This window comes from Streptomyces sp. NPDC052042 (genome assembly GCF_044548345.1).
Lineage (GTDB): Bacteria > Actinomycetota > Actinomycetes > Streptomycetales > Streptomycetaceae > Streptomyces.
Genome location: NZ_JBIUBU010000056.1, coordinates 1 through 14,492 on the forward strand (window position 1 = coordinate 1; position 14,492 = coordinate 14,492).

A 14,492-nucleotide genomic window follows, 5' to 3' on the forward strand; every position below is an offset into this window, starting at 1 on the left:
TGCTCATCTTCGCCAACGGCAGCACAAACGAACAGAGCACACCCACAGACCCCGCACCCCCACCGGCCATGTCCACGGCCTCAACAGACCACGACTGGGAACAGACACAACGGCCACAGTGGAGCAATTGTCAAGATCTGTGGATCGCTGAAGTTACGGCCTGACGCTCCGGTGCCATCGGATCTCGCCGTCATGCCATTCGTTGGTGGGCGTGAGCCCGGCGGCTGCGGCGACGGCAGCGGAGGCTCGGTGTTCAGGGTGGACGTGCGCGATGATGGCGTGCACCGAGGGCCGGCTGAGCCAGCCGGCGAGTCCTTGGGCCGCTTCGGTGGCGATGCCTCTTCCCTGCCATGGGGTTCCCACCACCCAGGCGATCTCCGCGACGGCGCCGCGGACGCCGGGGCTGATCGTCGCCTGGACGGTGCCCGTCAGGCAGGACTCGTCACGCAGCCGGATCACCCAGTTCAGCCAGGCCACGGCCGGGGCGGGGGAGCCTGCGGTCATGCGCTGGTAGCGCGACCGCAGGACCTGGGCAGTGTCCGGGGCGCCGCCCTGGCCGCCGGTCCGCACCCGGACCTTGCCGTAGCCGCGCCACTGCGACCAGGTCTTGAACTTCTCCTTGGTCAGGCCGTCGTCATCGTCGTAGTGCCAGGCCGCACCACCCAGGTACCGGTAGGTGGTGACTTCATCCGGTGCCCCGCCGGTCCGGTCGGTGGCGGTGACGGAGGTGACCACGTACTTGTTGAACCACTGCCGCTCGGGGTCGTCCGAGGTACTGCCGCCGATGTACTGCGGGAAGCAGCGGGTGGTGTTGGTCTGCGGGGTCGGCAGCGCGGCGAAGTCGCAGGCGGGTTCGGAGTAGTTGACGTCGATCTGACCGCCGGATTCGTCCGCGACCGTGGACAGCCGGGCCTTGATGAACGGCGCGTAGCCGTCACCGGTCCTGTCGAGGCGGTTGGCCAACTGGGTGTAGGCGAAGGTCGTCTTCGGCAGGGTGATGGCAGGGGCTACGGTGCGGCCCGTGCGCTGGACCGAGTCGAGCAGCAGCTGGTAGCCGCTTGCGGCGGGACGCGTTCCGCCGGGCGGGGCCTGCGGCCGGGGCCCCGCCTTCAGCCTTCGTGCGGACGTCATCGTGAGCGTTGCGGGTGTCAGGGCGAGGGCTTGTGCGCGAACACCCACCGGTTTCCCTCCAGCGCATCGTTGGGCTCGGGCAGGGGGCCACGTCGGTGCCGGCGCGTGAAGTCGAAGGGCGTGTGCATTGAGGTGGACCAGCCCTTGGCCGTCAGATCGCCCGCGGAGTCGGGTCGTGGTCCCTTGTCGAAGAGGTGGAGCAGGTTGATGCCGATTTGCTCTCGCGTCGCCGTGTAGATCGGGCTGTCGCGGTATGCCTGCAGGTCCTTTTCCAGCTTGGCCTCGAAGGCCAGTGTGCTGCCTTCGGTGGTCAGCCGGTCCACCGTGTCGATGAGGTACGTCTCGGCGGGGCCCGGCAGGTAGAAGAGGAGTCCCTCGGCCAGCCAGACGCTCGGTGCGGCCGGGTTGAAGCCGGCGGTGGTCAGCGCGGTGACCCAGTCGGCGCGCAGGTCGACCGGTACAGGGATGCGCTTTACCTTCAGGGTGGCTGGCAGGTCCGTGAGCACTTGGTGCTTGAACGCCAGCACGCCCGCTCTGTCGATCTCGAAGATGACGCAGCCGGAGGGCCAGTCCAACCGGAAGGCGCGGGTGTCCAACCCGGCGCCGAGCAGGACGACTTGGCGGGCGCTTGTACGGACCGACCGGAGTAGGAAGTCGTCGAGGACCCGGGTCCTCAGGCCGAAGTAGCGGGCGAACCGTCCCCACAGCGGGTTGCCGTCCCCGTCCGGAACCTGTTCGATGCGCACCGGCCAGTGCGCGCACGCCGGGGCGGCGCGCACGAAGTGTTCCGCGTAGGTGTCCTGGGCCAGGCTGTCGTGGCGGTGGGTCTCGATCGCCCGGGCCGCGGCGACCAGGAGGGCGGTCAGACCCACGCCTGCGTCCACGCCTTCCACGTCCGTGGGCTGTGGCGCCGTGCCGGCCATGTTTCCTCCGTTGTCGGGAGTAGTGAGCGTGAGGTGTCTGCTTGTCGGATGCGGTGAGTCTGCGGTGCTGTATGCCTCGATCATCGGCTTCTTCGCTCTGGGAGCAGGACGGGTTTGACCACGCGGCCCGCGTCGCAGTCGCGTTCGGCCTCGTTGATGTCGGCTAGTGGGTAGGTGCGGATCAGCTGGTCGAAGGGGAAGCGTCCGGCTTGCCATAGCCCGACCAATCGGGGTATCAGCAGTCCAGGTACGGCGTCCCCTTCGCAGATGTGACGGATGCTGCGGCCTCGATCCAGCGTGCCTGGTTCGAGCGGCAGCGCGGTGTGGAGCCGTGCCACCAAGCCGAGGCTGCCGGTGGGGCGCAGTGCCCGGAGCGCGTCGTTGATGAGCAGGGACGAGGCCGTGGTGTCCAGCGCGTACTGCACGCCGCCCTCGGTCAGGCGCCAGATCAGCTCGGGCAGTCCGGCCGTTGCTGCGGGCAGCGGGATCGCGCCGAACCGTTCGGCCAGGGCCAGCCGCCCGGGATGCCGGTCGACGGCCACGGTCACCGCCCCGGCGGCGGTGGCTGCCATCACGGCGGCCAGGCCCACCGATCCGGCGCCGAAGACCGCGAGGGTGTCGCCGGGGCCGGCGCCGAAGGCGTTCAGCACTGCTCCGGCGCCGGTGAGGAAGCCGCAGCCGAGGGGCCCGAGCAGCTCGACGGGCAGTGCGGGGTCGACCCGGACGGCGTTGCGGGCCGGGACGAGCGCGTACTCGGCGAACGAGGACTGGCCGAACCAGCGGGGGGCCAGCGCTCCCCCGGTCGCGTCGGTGAGCCGCGGCGCGTCCTCCTTGCGTCCTCCGAAGAGGTTGAGGGAGGCGAAGGAGTCGCAGTAGGCGGGGGCCGCGCCGCGGCAGGTTTGGCAGTGCCCGCAGGAGTCGAAGCTCAGCACGACGTGGTCGCCGACGCCGACCGCGGCGTCCAGGCCGCCGCCCGTCCGCACCACGACCCCGGCCCCCTCGTGGCCGAGCACCGCCGGCAGCGGGCTGCGGCCGGCCGATCGCCGGGCCGCAAGATCGGTCCGGCACATCCCGCAGCCCGCGATCTCGACCAGGATTTCGCCAGCGGCGGGTTCCGTGCGCAGGGTCACCTCCTCGACCGTGAACGGGTCTTCGTACGAGCGCAGTACAGCCGCCTGGAACCTCATCGTCATGCCTCCTGCGGACGGTGGACGACGAACGGCCGGAGGTTGCCGTAGAGCCCCCACGGTCCGCCGGCGACGCCGACACCGCTGTTCTTGACGCCTGCGAAGGGCTGGGCGAGGGACAGTTCGGCATGGTGGTTGATCCAGGCCGTGCCGCATTCGAGCCGGTCTGCCACGGCCTCGGCCCGGTCGAGATCGGTGCCCCATACGGATCCGCCCAGTCCGAAGCCGGTGCCGTTGGCCGCGTCGACGGCTTCGTCGAGGCTCCGGTACGGCAGCACCGGCAGGACGGGTCCGAACTGTTCCTTGGTCACTACCGGGCTGCCGGGCGGGACATCGGTAAGAATCGTGGGAGCGAAGAAGTAGCCCGGCCCGTCCAGTCGGTGGCCGCCAGCCGCCGCCCGGGCTCCGTCCGCCAGGGCCTGCTTCGTGACCTGCTCGACCCGGGCCAGCTGGGGGGCGTTGTTGACCGGGCCCAGCCGGGTGTTCGAGTCGAGGCCGGCCCCGATGGCGACGGTCTTCGCGCGTTGGGCGAGGGCTTCGACGACTTCGGCGTGGAGCTGGGCCGGGGCGTAGACGCGCTTGACCGCCATGCAGACCTGCCCACAGTTGCGGAACGCGGCCCAGAACAGCCGGTCCGCGATCCGGTCCACGTCGACATCGTCCAGCAGGACGGCGGCGTCGTTGCCGCCCAGTTCCAGGGTGACCCGGGCGAGGGAGGCCGCCGCCGCTTCGGCGACGGCCCGCCCGGTGGGCACCGAGCCGGTGAAGGTGACGTGGCGGATGCCCGGGTGGGAGGCGAGGCGGGCGCCGAGGGGTTCGCGGCCGGTGACGACGGTCAGGACGTCCTCGGGCAGGGCGGTGGCGAGGACGGAGCCGAGCAGTCGGGTGGCGAGGGGGGTGAACGGGGACGGTTTGAGGACCATGGTGTTGCCCGCCGCGAGCGCGGGCGCGAACTTCGCCGCCGCGAGCTGGAGGGGAAAGTTCCACGGCACGATGGCGGCGACGGGTCCGAGGGGGCGCCAGCGGATCTCGCTGTGCACGGGCCGGCCGTCGGTGATCCGCCGGGTTCTGGGGGCCAGGTCGGCGAAGTAGCGCAGGCGGGCCGCCGCACGGGCGACCTCCGCGTACGACTCGGCCAGGGGCTTGCCCTGTTCCCGGGTGAGCAACCGGGCGAGGGAAGCGCCGGCCGCCTCCACTGCGCCGGCCGCCACGCGCAACGCAGAGGTGCGTGCGACGGGGTCGGCCCGCCAGCCGTGCCAGGCCCGGTGAGCCCGGTCGACCACGACGTCCAACTCGTCCGGCGGCTGACCGGGAGCCTCGTCGAAGATCTCCCCGGTGGCCGGGTCAACGACGGCGAAACGTACGGCCCGGCATCCGGGGACACGATCGGCCTCAGAGGTCGGCATGACAGCGTCAGTGCACGGAGGGGACGCCGACGGTGAGCTCTCGGGCGTGCCGGTCCATCTCCGCCCGGAAGGCGGCCACCAGATGCGGCTGAACCCTTCCGGCATTGCGGTCACCGCCCTCACAGACCGCTCCCCGCACGCCCACGATGTCCGTACCGATGCGGGTCAGCGGACCGAGGTCGGCCTGGGCGACACTGCCCGCGAGAGCCGCGAGCCGACCGGATGCGTGAGTCAGCCGGACAAACTCGGCACAGACGTCCGGCGGAACGTGGTCGAACAACCGCGTCCCGTCCTTGATCGCCGTGTCCAGCATTGCGGCGTCGGCGCCGGAGCGGGCGGCGATGTCGGGTACAGCGAGCGGATTGACGCAGCCGATCCGGTGGGCGTCGGCATAGCCCGAGGCGACGACGAGCGCATCCGGGCGGTGATCCTTCACCGCCCGGACGACCGCGCGCATGACCTCGATGCCCTGATCAGGCGTCGTGCATCCATAGAGGCCGACCTTGATGTACGTGGCCCCCGAGACGACCGCGCCGAGCGCAGCCTGAGCCACCGTGCCGGGCTTGTACGGGACATCCCCCACGGTCGCGGACACCGGCTTGTTCGCCGGGACCGCGTCGCGGATCTCCCTGATGACCCAGGGGAAGTTCGCGCCGAGAGAGCCCTCATCAGGCTTCTTGACGTCGACGATGTCGAGATGCTCGGCCGCCTTCGCGCAATCGAGAGCCTCCTCGACACCGTCCGGGGAGATGAGAAGCAACACCCTGACCTCCTTCGCCGCCAGTCCGCCCGGCCGAGGGACAGGGGACCGCGGATCACCTGGCTCATGTGCGGTGCGCTCATCATTTCCGTCACCCTGAGGGACCGGGAGGGCGCACACAGTACCCATAAGGTGCTCATGCCCACATGCAGTGCGCCGTATATACCGGAACAAACTACCCCACAGGCAACAATTCGCCCGGTCGGCGAATAGCTCGTGAAATTAATGACAACCAGTCTGCCCTTGTGGCAACTATCGTGCTTCGGCTCACGGATACGTTTCTAGCAGGTCGTAAATTCGGCTGGGTCAGAACCGGAATTCTATGGACTGGACGTGTGTGAAATCCGCGCGCAGACCGTCTGCCCGTGTGCCCCATTCCGTGAAATACGTTCGGTGATGGCCGCCGCGACGACCGGATGCAGCTCCTCGTCCGTCGCTCCGGCCGTCTGGAGATCCTGGATCTGCCGCACGTAGGCGGGTGATATGTCCGTGGTGCTGTGGGGCTGACGGCCGTCGTCGGAGCTGCCGGTGCAGGTGAATCCGAAGTACGCCACCACCTCCACCATCATCCCCCGCGAGGTGGCCGCCCGCGCACGTGCCTGTGCTCTGACCTGCGGCTGCCACTCGGATTCGGTCTCCTCCCCACCAGGGCGGCCCGGAGGCGCTTCTGCGGCGTCGTCAGTGTCAGCTTCCGGGCGCGGTAGCGCTCGACCGTGCGGCGCGAGACGCCCAGGCGCTCCGCCACCGCCTTGGTCGAGCCCTTCGCCCGCGTGAGGAGGAATTTCACCTGAGCCTTCGCGGATTTCGGCGCGGGCCGGGTGAAGACCTTCCGCTCCGCCCGCACGAGGGCATCCAGGACCTTGCCGCGGCTCGGGGCCGGCTGCTGCTGCTCGTGATCGCTCATGCCTCCAGGGCCTCACGGCTCGCCTGTGGACAGACATCTCATCTCGTTGAGTGTCAAGCGGGGTGGGGTTGGGCGTGGTGGGACCAGGCGGTTGCTTCGTCGTAGCGGGTGCGGTCTTTGAGGCATCCGTGGAGGATAAGGCGGCCGCGCAGTGAGTCCAGCCAGTTCGCCCAGGCGCGGTCGGCGTCGATGAACGCGGACTGGAACGCGTAGGTGTTGACTTCGTGCCACCACGGGCACGGTCTTGCGGGTCCGAGGGCTCCTTCGGGCAGGTCCGGGGTCCGGGAGCCGCCCTTGATCTGGTTCAGGTGCTTTTGAACCGTGGGCTTCGTCGGGACGGGCACCTTGACGTGCTTGCGGGCCTGCGTTTCGGAGGCTCCGGTGTCGACGAGGGCCTGGACCTGCTGCCGCCACTGCTGGTGCGCGGCCACCTTCATGCCGAGCGCGTGGTTGAACGCCCACCGCGCCGCGTCGGCATGACGGTGCAGCACTTCTTCCTGGGCGGAGGTCGGGTTCAGCGTGAACCGGAACGCTCGCAGCACCTCGGACCGCACGGAACCCTCCCTCCCTTCTGCTCGTCAGTGTCAGGTTGCCGCCGACTGTAGAGGGCGGCAGCCCGGAGCGCGAGGCCCGACCGCTCCGGTGCTCCTTCGTGAGATGGGCGTCGCTGGTGGTCTCCTCGCCCCGGGCCCCAGGCGCTCATGCACTCCACCTGCGGCTCGGCTAGGACGGCGAACCAGTCGATGCGCGGGTGGTGTGGAGACCAGGAGAAGTCTGCCGGAGCAGCCCTGTCGATCGGGCGGGTTGAACGTTTCTCTGCGGAATTTGATCCAAGTGACTCGCATCACGTCGGATAAGACATCGTGAGCCGCTGGGTCGGCGGCTTGGCGGGACTCAGGGCGTGCGTACCACGGCACCGGAGACGAACCACTGAACCAAGGCAGCAGCCAGGTGGACGCCGGCGCGGGCGGCCTCCAGGGTTTCGGGCACTGTGGGTGTTTGTCGCCATGGCGGGAGGTCTGGCCTTCCCACAGTGCGCGCATCATCGCCTCGGCCGGGGCGATGGCGTCCTTGCCTGCCGGGGTGGGGATGGCGGTGTCGAACTTGTGCCGGGCGTTGTTGATCTCGCCGAGCATGGTGCCAAGCGTGGCCTTCTTGTTGTTGGCCTGGATGGTGGCGTGCGCCGCGGCCTCCACCGCCTTGATGGCCTCGCTGTACGCGCGCACCGGGTCCGGGCCGCGCCCGTAGGCCGCCTGCCAGGCGGCGGCGAGGTGGTCGGCGGCCGACCCGGTGGCGGGCCCGACCGCCGCGTCGGCGATCGTCTGGCGGACCGCGTCGCGCACGGCCGGGGTGACTCGCTCCTCCAGCCCGTCCATGGCCTCGTTGACCCGATAGGCCGACCCGGCATCGTCAAGGATGTCGGTAAGGACCTTGGCTCCGTGCTCGCCCGCAGTCCAACTCTGGAGGACCTCGTCCACCACGTCCAGCAACTGGGCGCCGGTTGCCTGCGCGAGCGGCTGGACGAAATCCACCCTCCGAAAGATGGCCGGATCCACAACCGAGGGGATGCGCAGCCGCAGGCAGATGGCACGCGCTTCCTCTTCCTTCGGCTGCCTGTAGTTCCAGTGGAGCGCGTCGTTGACCCACTTCTGGAGCGGCACGAGCAGGTGCTCGGGGACGTCCTCGAAGGGGCCGTCGTGGTCGGGCGCGGCGGCGAGGCCGACGCGGACGGAGAAGCGCGGGCGGGATCCGGTGGTCATGGCGGAAACGGTAGCCGGACGAGTGATCGCGTCGGATAACCTCCCGTTATCCGACGCGACAGAACGGGACATGACGACCAGTCACCCGGTCGCCGGAGACGAGGGAGGGCACCCACCGCATGGCCACCGAACCCCTGCGCTACGCCGCCGACATCACCTTGGACGACGTGGACGCCGTCACCAACTTCCTCATGGACGTCCTCAACGGCCAGCACCTCAAGGTCGGCACACAGGAGTACCGGACCAACGCCGCCCTGCGCAGCCTGGTGCCCGGCTTCGCCGGGTCCCTCAGCTACGAGTTCCGCGACGCGGTCGTGGCCGAGGCCCGGGAAAACGAACGCAAGAAGCTGACCCGCATCCAGGACATCAAGACCACCTGGAATCGGCTGACCAATGTCGCGTCCAAGTGGGAGGACGTCGCTGGGTTCGACACCGAGCGCTGGCGCACCGTTCGCTTCTACGACGCCGAGGACGAGGAGAAGTTCCGGCTCTGGGAGGAGAAGGAGAAGGCGTCGGCGACCGAGTCCGCGTCCTTCATCTCCGAGTACCGCATCCCCGGACAGCGTCGCGGCGGTGAGTACGTCGTCGCCCGCGACCCCGAGAACACCGATCGCTGGGCCGTCTTCGAGGGGGCCGCGCAGGCCCGCCACTGGGACGGCAGCGCCTGGCAGCACGCCCGCTTCACCGGAGCCAGCCCCTACCTGTTCGGCCGGGCGACCGCCCTTGCCACGGCACGCCAACACGCCACCGGCGGCACCCTCGAGGAGGCCCCTGCCCCGGAGGATGACCGGTGACGGTCACGGTCGAGGCGGTCGTCGGCGACCTCGCCGAGCCGGAGGGCGCCCCGGCGTCCAGGGCGGCTGGGCCCGGCACTCCCGCTCACCGCAACAAGGAGGGCCGGCCGATCGCGTGGGTGGGCAGCGCACCCGACGACTGGTGAGTGGCGGGTGAGACCGGCGGGCAGGGCCCTGGGGCGCGCGGGCGGCCCGGGGTCCTGCGCTGCCCGGGCCAGCAGCGCCGTACCCGGGTCCTACACGCACTTGAGCGCGATGCCAGGGGGTTCCGAGCTGCAGCATCGCACTGGTGTGCGTGTAGATCCTGGGATTTCGGGCCGCTCCCCCTCACCGAACTTCGGTGCGGCCAGGACCAGTTCGGTGAGGCAGTCCGGCGGCCTGCTCCTGAGAGAGGGCTCGCGCCCCCGTGCTCCTCTCAAACTCCTCCCCTCCTCTGCGCGTCTCAGTCACCTTGAAGGCGCGTCGCAAACTCTGACGTCTTCAATCGGAGTGAGACGGCATAGCGCCGATGGCCTGCTGAGCGAATGTTCGACGGCACAGCCCATCGCCCAACCGCCACGGCAAGGGCCTCGACACCGACACCACCGCTGCGCCGGAAGTGGTCACGGTCTTCTTCACCAAGGCGAACGCACGGCCGCGGGGACGGTGGTCGTCCAGGGCGAAGATTTCGGCCGGTGGGTGCCCGCGCAGCGGCACGGGTGGGAGCAGTTGCTGGCCGCGCAGCAGTGGCTGCTGGAGAACGCCCTCGGACTCACACCGGCTGAGAAGGAGGAGGCAGGGCGGCCGGTGCCGCGGGGGCAGGGCGCGAAGTGGGCCGCCAACCTTGCGGCGGCCCGCCAGTTCCACGCCCAGAAAGGGCGCCTGAAAGTGCCTCGGAAGCACATCGAACGCCTGGTCGGGCGGGTAGAACGGCGCTGACGGGGTCGTGGAGGTCAAGCTCGGCACCTGGCTCGACAACGTCCGCAAACGCGCCGCCAAGCTCACCGAACAGCGGCGGGCGGACCTAGACGCGCTCGGCATGCGCTGGTAGGCCGGGCAGCGGTGGGGCCGTCCTCGGCTGTGCGGGGGGCCAGGTGTACGTGGCGGGCGGGCCCCGCGTAGTGCGGGGTCTGCCAGCTCCGGCTCCGGCCTACTGGCGTCAGGTCTGCTCCTGGGGCGACGACATCAAGGTGGTGCTGATCGAGGTCAGCGCCTCCACGATCTGCTCAAGCGCCAGGTCCCTCCAGATGTCCTCGGAGATGTCGTGGGCGAGGCGTTCGGCCTCGTCCGCGAAAGTGCGAGCCCGGTCGGGATCCTCAGCAGCCAGCCCTCGCGCAATATGGGCCAGCCCCTCCACGACTGCCTCCTGCGGACTGCTCCTGGCATCGTGGGGAAGGTTGCGGATGGCGCGCTCGGCTTCGCGCAGCACCAGTCGGGCCCGATCAGGATCGATCACGGCCAGGCCCTCCCCGACCCCAGTCAGCGCCTCCACGATGTGCTCAAGCGCCAGGTCCCTCCAGTTGCCGTCGGAGATGTCGTGGGCGAGGCGTTCGGCCTCGTCCACAAAGGTGCGGGCCCGGTCGGGGTCAGTGGAGGCCACTGCCTCCGCGATCGCGGCCAGCGCCTTCACAATCTGCAGCTGGCGAGGGTCTGTGTAGTGCCCCTCCAGGTGGGTGCGGGCCTTATCCACGAGAGTCATGGCCTCGTCGGGGTCCTCGGCGGCAAGTTCTTGCGCGATCTGGGCTTGGGCCTCCCCGAGTTTCGCGTACGCCCCTGCGCGCCTCCAGTTGAAGTAGATGGTCTGGGCGGTGCGTTCGGCCTCGCCCGTCACCTGCCCGGCTCGGACGGGGTCGGTCTCGGCCAGTTGCCGCGCCACCTTGACCAGCGCTCTCACCCGGTTGAACCGGCCGAAGGTGGCGCGGGCACGGCGCTCTGCTTCACTGCTGAACGAGGCGCCACGAGGAGCGCGTTTAGGCTTGCCCGGGAACGGGGTGCTGGTGACCTGCATGGCCTCAGTCCGGAGCTGTTGGGCCCGGGCGGGTTCGACGGTGACCAACGTGTCCGCGACTCGGCCCAGTGCCATCCTCATAAAGGCGGAATCAGAGCTCTCGCGGGCGAGGCGCTCGGCTTCGTCTGCAAGCTGCCGGGCCCTGTCGGGGTCAATGGAGGCCAGGCTGTTTGCGACCCAGGCCAGCACCATCGCATGGGCGTCTTCCTCGCCGTCGGGGAGGCCGCGGACGGTGCGCTCGGCTTCGTCCGCAAGCTGCCGGGCCCTGTCGGGGTCAATGGAGGCCAGGCTGTTTGCGACCCAGGCCAGCACCATCGCATGGGCGTCTTCCTCGCCGTCGGGGAGGCCGCGGACGGTGCGCTCGGCTTCGTCCGCAAGCTGCCGGGCCCTGTCGGGGTCAATGGAGGCCTCAACCTGCGCGATCCGGCACAATGCCCAAGCTTTGTTTCCGTCCGTGGTAAAGCGGCGGGCGAGGTGTTCGGCGGTGGTCAGGGCCGCCGCCGCACGCTGCCGGCGGTCTCCGGTCGGGCCGGGTGGCTGGTGACGGACGCCGTTCTCGCTGCCGGGGGGCGGTGGGGTGTGGTCGCGTGCCGCACTGAGCAAGGCCTGCGCCTGCACAACGGTCGGGCGCTGGTCCGGAACCTTGTTCAGGAGCCGGGTGATGAGCTCGGTGAGCCGTCCTGCGTGCTGCGACTGGGGCGGGTCGTCGAAAAGGACCGCGCTGAGCGAAGCTTCGAATGTGCTCCGGCGGAACGGCGAGACACCCTCGATGGCCTGGTACAACGTAACACCGAGGGAGAACAGGTCGCTGGCCGGCACGCCGTCCTTGCCGCGGACCCGCTCCGGAGCCATGTACTCCGCAGAGCCGATGAGCATCCCGGTGCCGGTCAGGGCAGTGTCCTGCTGGTGAACGGCGATCCCGAAGTCCGTGAGCAGCATCTGGTCGCCTGCCAGCATGACGTTGGCGGGCTTGACATCGCGGTGCACGATCCCGGCGTTGTGGGCCGCGCCCAGGGCACTCAGCAGCGCCGAGGCGAGTGTCTCCGCGCTGTTCACGGGCAGGGGGCCGTGTGCATCGAGATGCTCCTGGAGCGAGGCACCTACGACCAGTTGCATAACGGTCCATGGGACACCTCTGTGGACGACGACATCGTGGACGGCAACGATATTCGGATGATCCCGCAGCCTCGCGGCATTGCGGGCCTCGCGCGCTGCGCGGATCAACCGCTCGGCCTGCTCCTCGGCCAATGCTGCGGGGGGAACCCGCACCGCTTTGACCGCCACGTCGATGCGCAGGGTCTCATCGTGGGCCTTCCAGACTTCTCCGAACCCCCCGGCTCCCAGCTTCGCGATCAGCCGGTAGCGGCCGTCGATCACCTGATCCGGCTGTGCCTCCTGCGTCACGGTCCCCCACTTGCGTCGAGCGCGGACTGAACACGATACGGATTCCGTCGCCCCACAGGTATAACTCGGCTGCAGGAAAGGCCAGATCAATCCTGAACCGCCGATGCGGCCTCCCGCGACTGTGTCCAAGGACTCGGTCAGCTTCTGTGCGGGCAACGACCGTTCGCCTGGGCGCGGTATGGGGGAGCCGCCTTGCTGGAGGGCTGGCTTTCGCGTACGGGCACGCGCTGCCGGCGCGGCCTTCCCTTTCGGCGCGTTGTGCTGCCAGGCCGGGCAGGAGTGTGCCGGAGGCGACGCACACGTACAGAGCCACCAAGAGTAGTCTCGGTGCGCCGCAGTGATGTTCCAGGGGGGAGCTACCTACCGTGCAGCCGTTGCGAGAGCAGGACCCCGAGCGGATCGCTGGCTACCGGCTTCTTGGCCGGCTGGGTGAAGGTGGCATGGGCGTGGTCTACCTGGCCCGGTCCCCGCGAGGTCGGATGGTAGCGGTGAAGACCATCCGCGCCGAGCTGGCGGCAACCCCGGATTTCCGGCGCCGCTTTGCCGAGGAGACCGCCGTGGCCCGGCGGGTCGGCGGGGAATGGACGGCTGCCGTGCTTGCCGCTGACCCGGACGCGGCACTGCCCTGGGTTGCGACGGCCTACGTCGCCGGGCCGACCCTGCAGCAGGTGGTGGTGGAGCACGGGCCGCTGCCGGAGCACTCGGTGCGGGGTCTGGCCTCGGGGTTGTGCCGGGCGTTGGGTGATATCCATGCCGCCGGGCTGGTCCACCGTGATCTGAAGCCGTCGAACGTCATGGTGACCATCGACGGCCCGAGGGTGATCGACTTCGGCATCGCCCGTGCCCTGGACTCCACCACAGGTGGCCTGACTACCACCGGGGTGGTGGTCGGCTCGCCCGGCTTCATGTCGCCGGAGCAGATCCGGGGCGTGAATCTGACCGAGGCGAGCGACATCTTCTCGCTCGGCGCGGTTCTCGCCTTCGCCGCCTCCGGGCGGCTCCCGTTCGAGGTGGCTGGGGGGCAGGCGCACGCCTTGATGTACAAGGTGGTGCACGAGCCGCCGGACCTCACCGGCGTGCACGAGCCCCTGCGGGAACTTGTCGAGGCCTGCCTCGCCAAGGATCCGGCAGACCGGCCTACTCTGGCTGAACTGTGGGAGCGGCAGGACACCCAGTACCACTCGCTGAGCCCCTGGCTGCCGTTGGAGGTGCTGACCAGGCTCGGCCAGGAAGCCGTCCAGCTCCTCGACCAGGAGGACCCGCACACCCGGGTAACTCCGGCCAGCACAAATCCGGACGCCGAAACGGTAGCCGCAGTCCCGGCCAAACCGCTGTACTCGCCCACGGTCGTCGACCAGGTGCCACAGGGACCTCAGCGCGACCAGGCCGGGCAGGTCCGGGAACTGCCGACCCGACTGGCCGACGAACGCCGTAGCGCACGCGGCCGGACAGGCCCGGCCGATGGGTCCCGAGCCGCTGTCTACTGGTTTCTCACGCTCTCCGCCCTGATCTCCGCACTCACAGTTGTCCAGCAGATCACCGTCGCCACCGACCAGGGACACCCGTATAGAAGGTCTTTCTACAGGACCTGGGATGCCTTTTGGGAGCACGCGGGCGTGGTGACCTGGGACGACTTCGCCCTCTACGCTCTATGGACCGCCCAACTACTCTTCGGCGCAGGGCTGGTAGTGAGCTGGCTCATTTGGTTCGCCGACGTGCGCTCTGTCGCCGAGCAGTTCGCTCCCGACCGGCTGCGGTACCGCCCGTCCATGGCGGTGGTGGGATGGTTCATCCCGGTCGCGAATCTCTTCCTGCCCAAGCAGATCGCCAACGATGTCTGGCATGCCTCCAGCCCACCCGGCCAGAGCAACGGCACGGACCGGGCCCGTCTGCTGCATACCTGGTGGGTCGCCTGCCTGTTCACCCTCATGACTTGGCCGCTCCTCATGAGGCCATGGACTACGTCCCTCAAGGAGAACTGGAGCGCCCTTGCGCAGTTCCAGCCGGAGACCTGGACCACTCTGGCCTTGCATGTACTGGCCGTGGCAGCAGCGGTCGTTGCCGCTCTCTATGTCCGTCGGCTGAGCGCGATGCAAGCGGCCAAGGCCCAGGGCTGACCGGTAGCTCGACTACGTCGTCCCTGAACCGCCCCGATTCGAATGGAGACTCGATTTCATGAAAGGATCGAGTCATGGCGCGACCTTCCCGTTACCCGCTTGAGCTCCGCCGTCGTGCG

At 69.3% G+C, this 14,492-nt stretch carries 13 protein-coding genes and 1 pseudogene; 5 read left to right on the forward strand and 9 right to left on the reverse strand.

What is annotated here, in order from left to right; genetic code table 11:
* Nucleotides 1-153: 153 nt before the first annotated feature.
* The 8 genes and pseudogenes from ACIHCL_RS36305 to ACIHCL_RS36340 all read right to left on the reverse strand — a co-directional run.
* A pseudogene (locus ACIHCL_RS36305) lies at nucleotides 154-1,053 on the reverse strand (GNAT family N-acetyltransferase); the annotation flags it as partial.
* Between the two features lie 95 nt (nucleotides 1,054-1,148).
* Nucleotides 1,149-2,054 carry a class I SAM-dependent methyltransferase gene (locus ACIHCL_RS36310; protein ID WP_399868796.1) on the reverse strand — a complete coding sequence of 302 codons (906 nt, stop codon included), beginning with the start codon at nucleotides 2,052-2,054 and terminating at the stop codon, nucleotides 1,149-1,151.
* A gap of 80 nt (nucleotides 2,055-2,134) precedes the next feature.
* Complete coding sequence (locus ACIHCL_RS36315) at nucleotides 2,135-3,241, reverse strand: NAD(P)-dependent alcohol dehydrogenase (protein WP_399868799.1); 1,107 nt, start codon at nucleotides 3,239-3,241, stop codon at nucleotides 2,135-2,137.
* A 2-nt stretch (nucleotides 3,242-3,243) separates the two neighbouring features.
* On the reverse strand, nucleotides 3,244-4,647 hold the full coding sequence (locus ACIHCL_RS36320; RefSeq protein WP_399868801.1) for an aldehyde dehydrogenase family protein: 1,404 nt from the start codon (nucleotides 4,645-4,647) through the stop codon (nucleotides 3,244-3,246).
* Nucleotides 4,648-4,654: 7 nt separating this feature from the next.
* A complete protein-coding gene (locus tag ACIHCL_RS36325; protein ID WP_399868803.1) occupies nucleotides 4,655-5,410 on the reverse strand; it encodes a (5-formylfuran-3-yl)methyl phosphate synthase in 756 nt (251 codons plus the stop codon).
* A gap of 562 nt (nucleotides 5,411-5,972) precedes the next feature.
* Nucleotides 5,973-6,311 carry a helix-turn-helix domain-containing protein gene (locus ACIHCL_RS36330; protein WP_399868805.1) on the reverse strand — a complete coding sequence of 113 codons (339 nt, stop codon included), beginning with the start codon at nucleotides 6,309-6,311 and terminating at the stop codon, nucleotides 5,973-5,975.
* 53 nt (nucleotides 6,312-6,364) lie between these two features.
* Complete coding sequence (locus ACIHCL_RS36335; RefSeq protein ID WP_399868807.1) at nucleotides 6,365-6,865, reverse strand: helix-turn-helix domain-containing protein; 501 nt, start codon at nucleotides 6,863-6,865, stop codon at nucleotides 6,365-6,367.
* A 30-nt stretch (nucleotides 6,866-6,895) separates the two neighbouring features.
* Nucleotides 6,896-8,071 (reverse strand): hypothetical protein, encoded by a 1,176-nt coding sequence (locus ACIHCL_RS36340; protein ID WP_399868808.1) that lies wholly within the window; start codon nucleotides 8,069-8,071, stop codon nucleotides 6,896-6,898.
* A gap of 119 nt (nucleotides 8,072-8,190) precedes the next feature.
* On the opposite strand from ACIHCL_RS36340, the gene ACIHCL_RS36345 reads away from it, so the two are divergent.
* From ACIHCL_RS36345 to ACIHCL_RS36360, 4 genes are all read left to right on the forward strand, one after another.
* Nucleotides 8,191-8,865 carry a hypothetical protein gene (locus ACIHCL_RS36345; protein WP_399868809.1) on the forward strand — a complete coding sequence of 225 codons (675 nt, stop codon included), beginning with the start codon at nucleotides 8,191-8,193 and terminating at the stop codon, nucleotides 8,863-8,865.
* Complete coding sequence (locus ACIHCL_RS36350) at nucleotides 8,862-9,011, forward strand: hypothetical protein (protein WP_399868811.1); 150 nt, start codon at nucleotides 8,862-8,864, stop codon at nucleotides 9,009-9,011. Before ACIHCL_RS36345 ends, ACIHCL_RS36350 begins: the two co-directional genes overlap by 4 nt.
* Before the next feature lie 499 nt (nucleotides 9,012-9,510).
* Entirely contained in the window at nucleotides 9,511-9,783 is a 273-nt protein-coding gene (locus tag ACIHCL_RS36355) for a hypothetical protein (RefSeq protein WP_399868813.1), read from the forward strand.
* A 7-nt stretch (nucleotides 9,784-9,790) separates the two neighbouring features.
* Entirely contained in the window at nucleotides 9,791-9,895 is a 105-nt protein-coding gene (locus ACIHCL_RS36360) for a Helicase associated domain protein (protein ID WP_399868815.1), read from the forward strand.
* 108 nt (nucleotides 9,896-10,003) lie between these two features.
* Here the strand turns inward: ACIHCL_RS36360 and ACIHCL_RS36365 are convergent, their stop codons facing one another.
* Nucleotides 10,004-12,256, reverse strand: coding sequence for a protein kinase (locus tag ACIHCL_RS36365; RefSeq protein ID WP_399868816.1), 2,253 nt, complete (start codon nucleotides 12,254-12,256; stop codon nucleotides 10,004-10,006).
* A gap of 365 nt (nucleotides 12,257-12,621) precedes the next feature.
* Here ACIHCL_RS36365 and ACIHCL_RS36370 point away from each other — a divergent pair, with 365 nt between their 5' ends.
* Nucleotides 12,622-14,373, forward strand: coding sequence for a protein kinase (locus ACIHCL_RS36370; RefSeq protein WP_399868818.1), 1,752 nt, complete (start codon nucleotides 12,622-12,624; stop codon nucleotides 14,371-14,373).
* The last annotated feature ends 119 nt before the right edge of the window (nucleotides 14,374-14,492 follow it).

What these genes read in the sequence shown, in the direction of transcription:
- ACIHCL_RS36310 (WP_399868796.1), bottom strand. Translation starts at nt 2,054, where the DNA reads ATGGCCGGCACGGCGCCACAGCCCACGGACGTGGAAGGCGTGGACGCA.
- ACIHCL_RS36315 (WP_399868799.1), bottom strand. Translation starts at nt 3,241, where the DNA reads ATGAGGTTCCAGGCGGCTGTACTGCGCTCGTACGAAGACCCGTTCACG.
- ACIHCL_RS36320 (WP_399868801.1), bottom strand. Translation starts at nt 4,647, where the DNA reads ATGCCGACCTCTGAGGCCGATCGTGTCCCCGGATGCCGGGCCGTACGT.
- ACIHCL_RS36330 (WP_399868805.1), bottom strand. Translation starts at nt 6,311, where the DNA reads ATGAGCGATCACGAGCAGCAGCAGCCGGCCCCGAGCCGCGGCAAGGTC.
- ACIHCL_RS36340 (WP_399868808.1), bottom strand. Translation starts at nt 8,071, where the DNA reads ATGACCACCGGATCCCGCCCGCGCTTCTCCGTCCGCGTCGGCCTCGCC.
- ACIHCL_RS36345 (WP_399868809.1), top strand. Translation starts at nt 8,191, where the DNA reads ATGGCCACCGAACCCCTGCGCTACGCCGCCGACATCACCTTGGACGAC.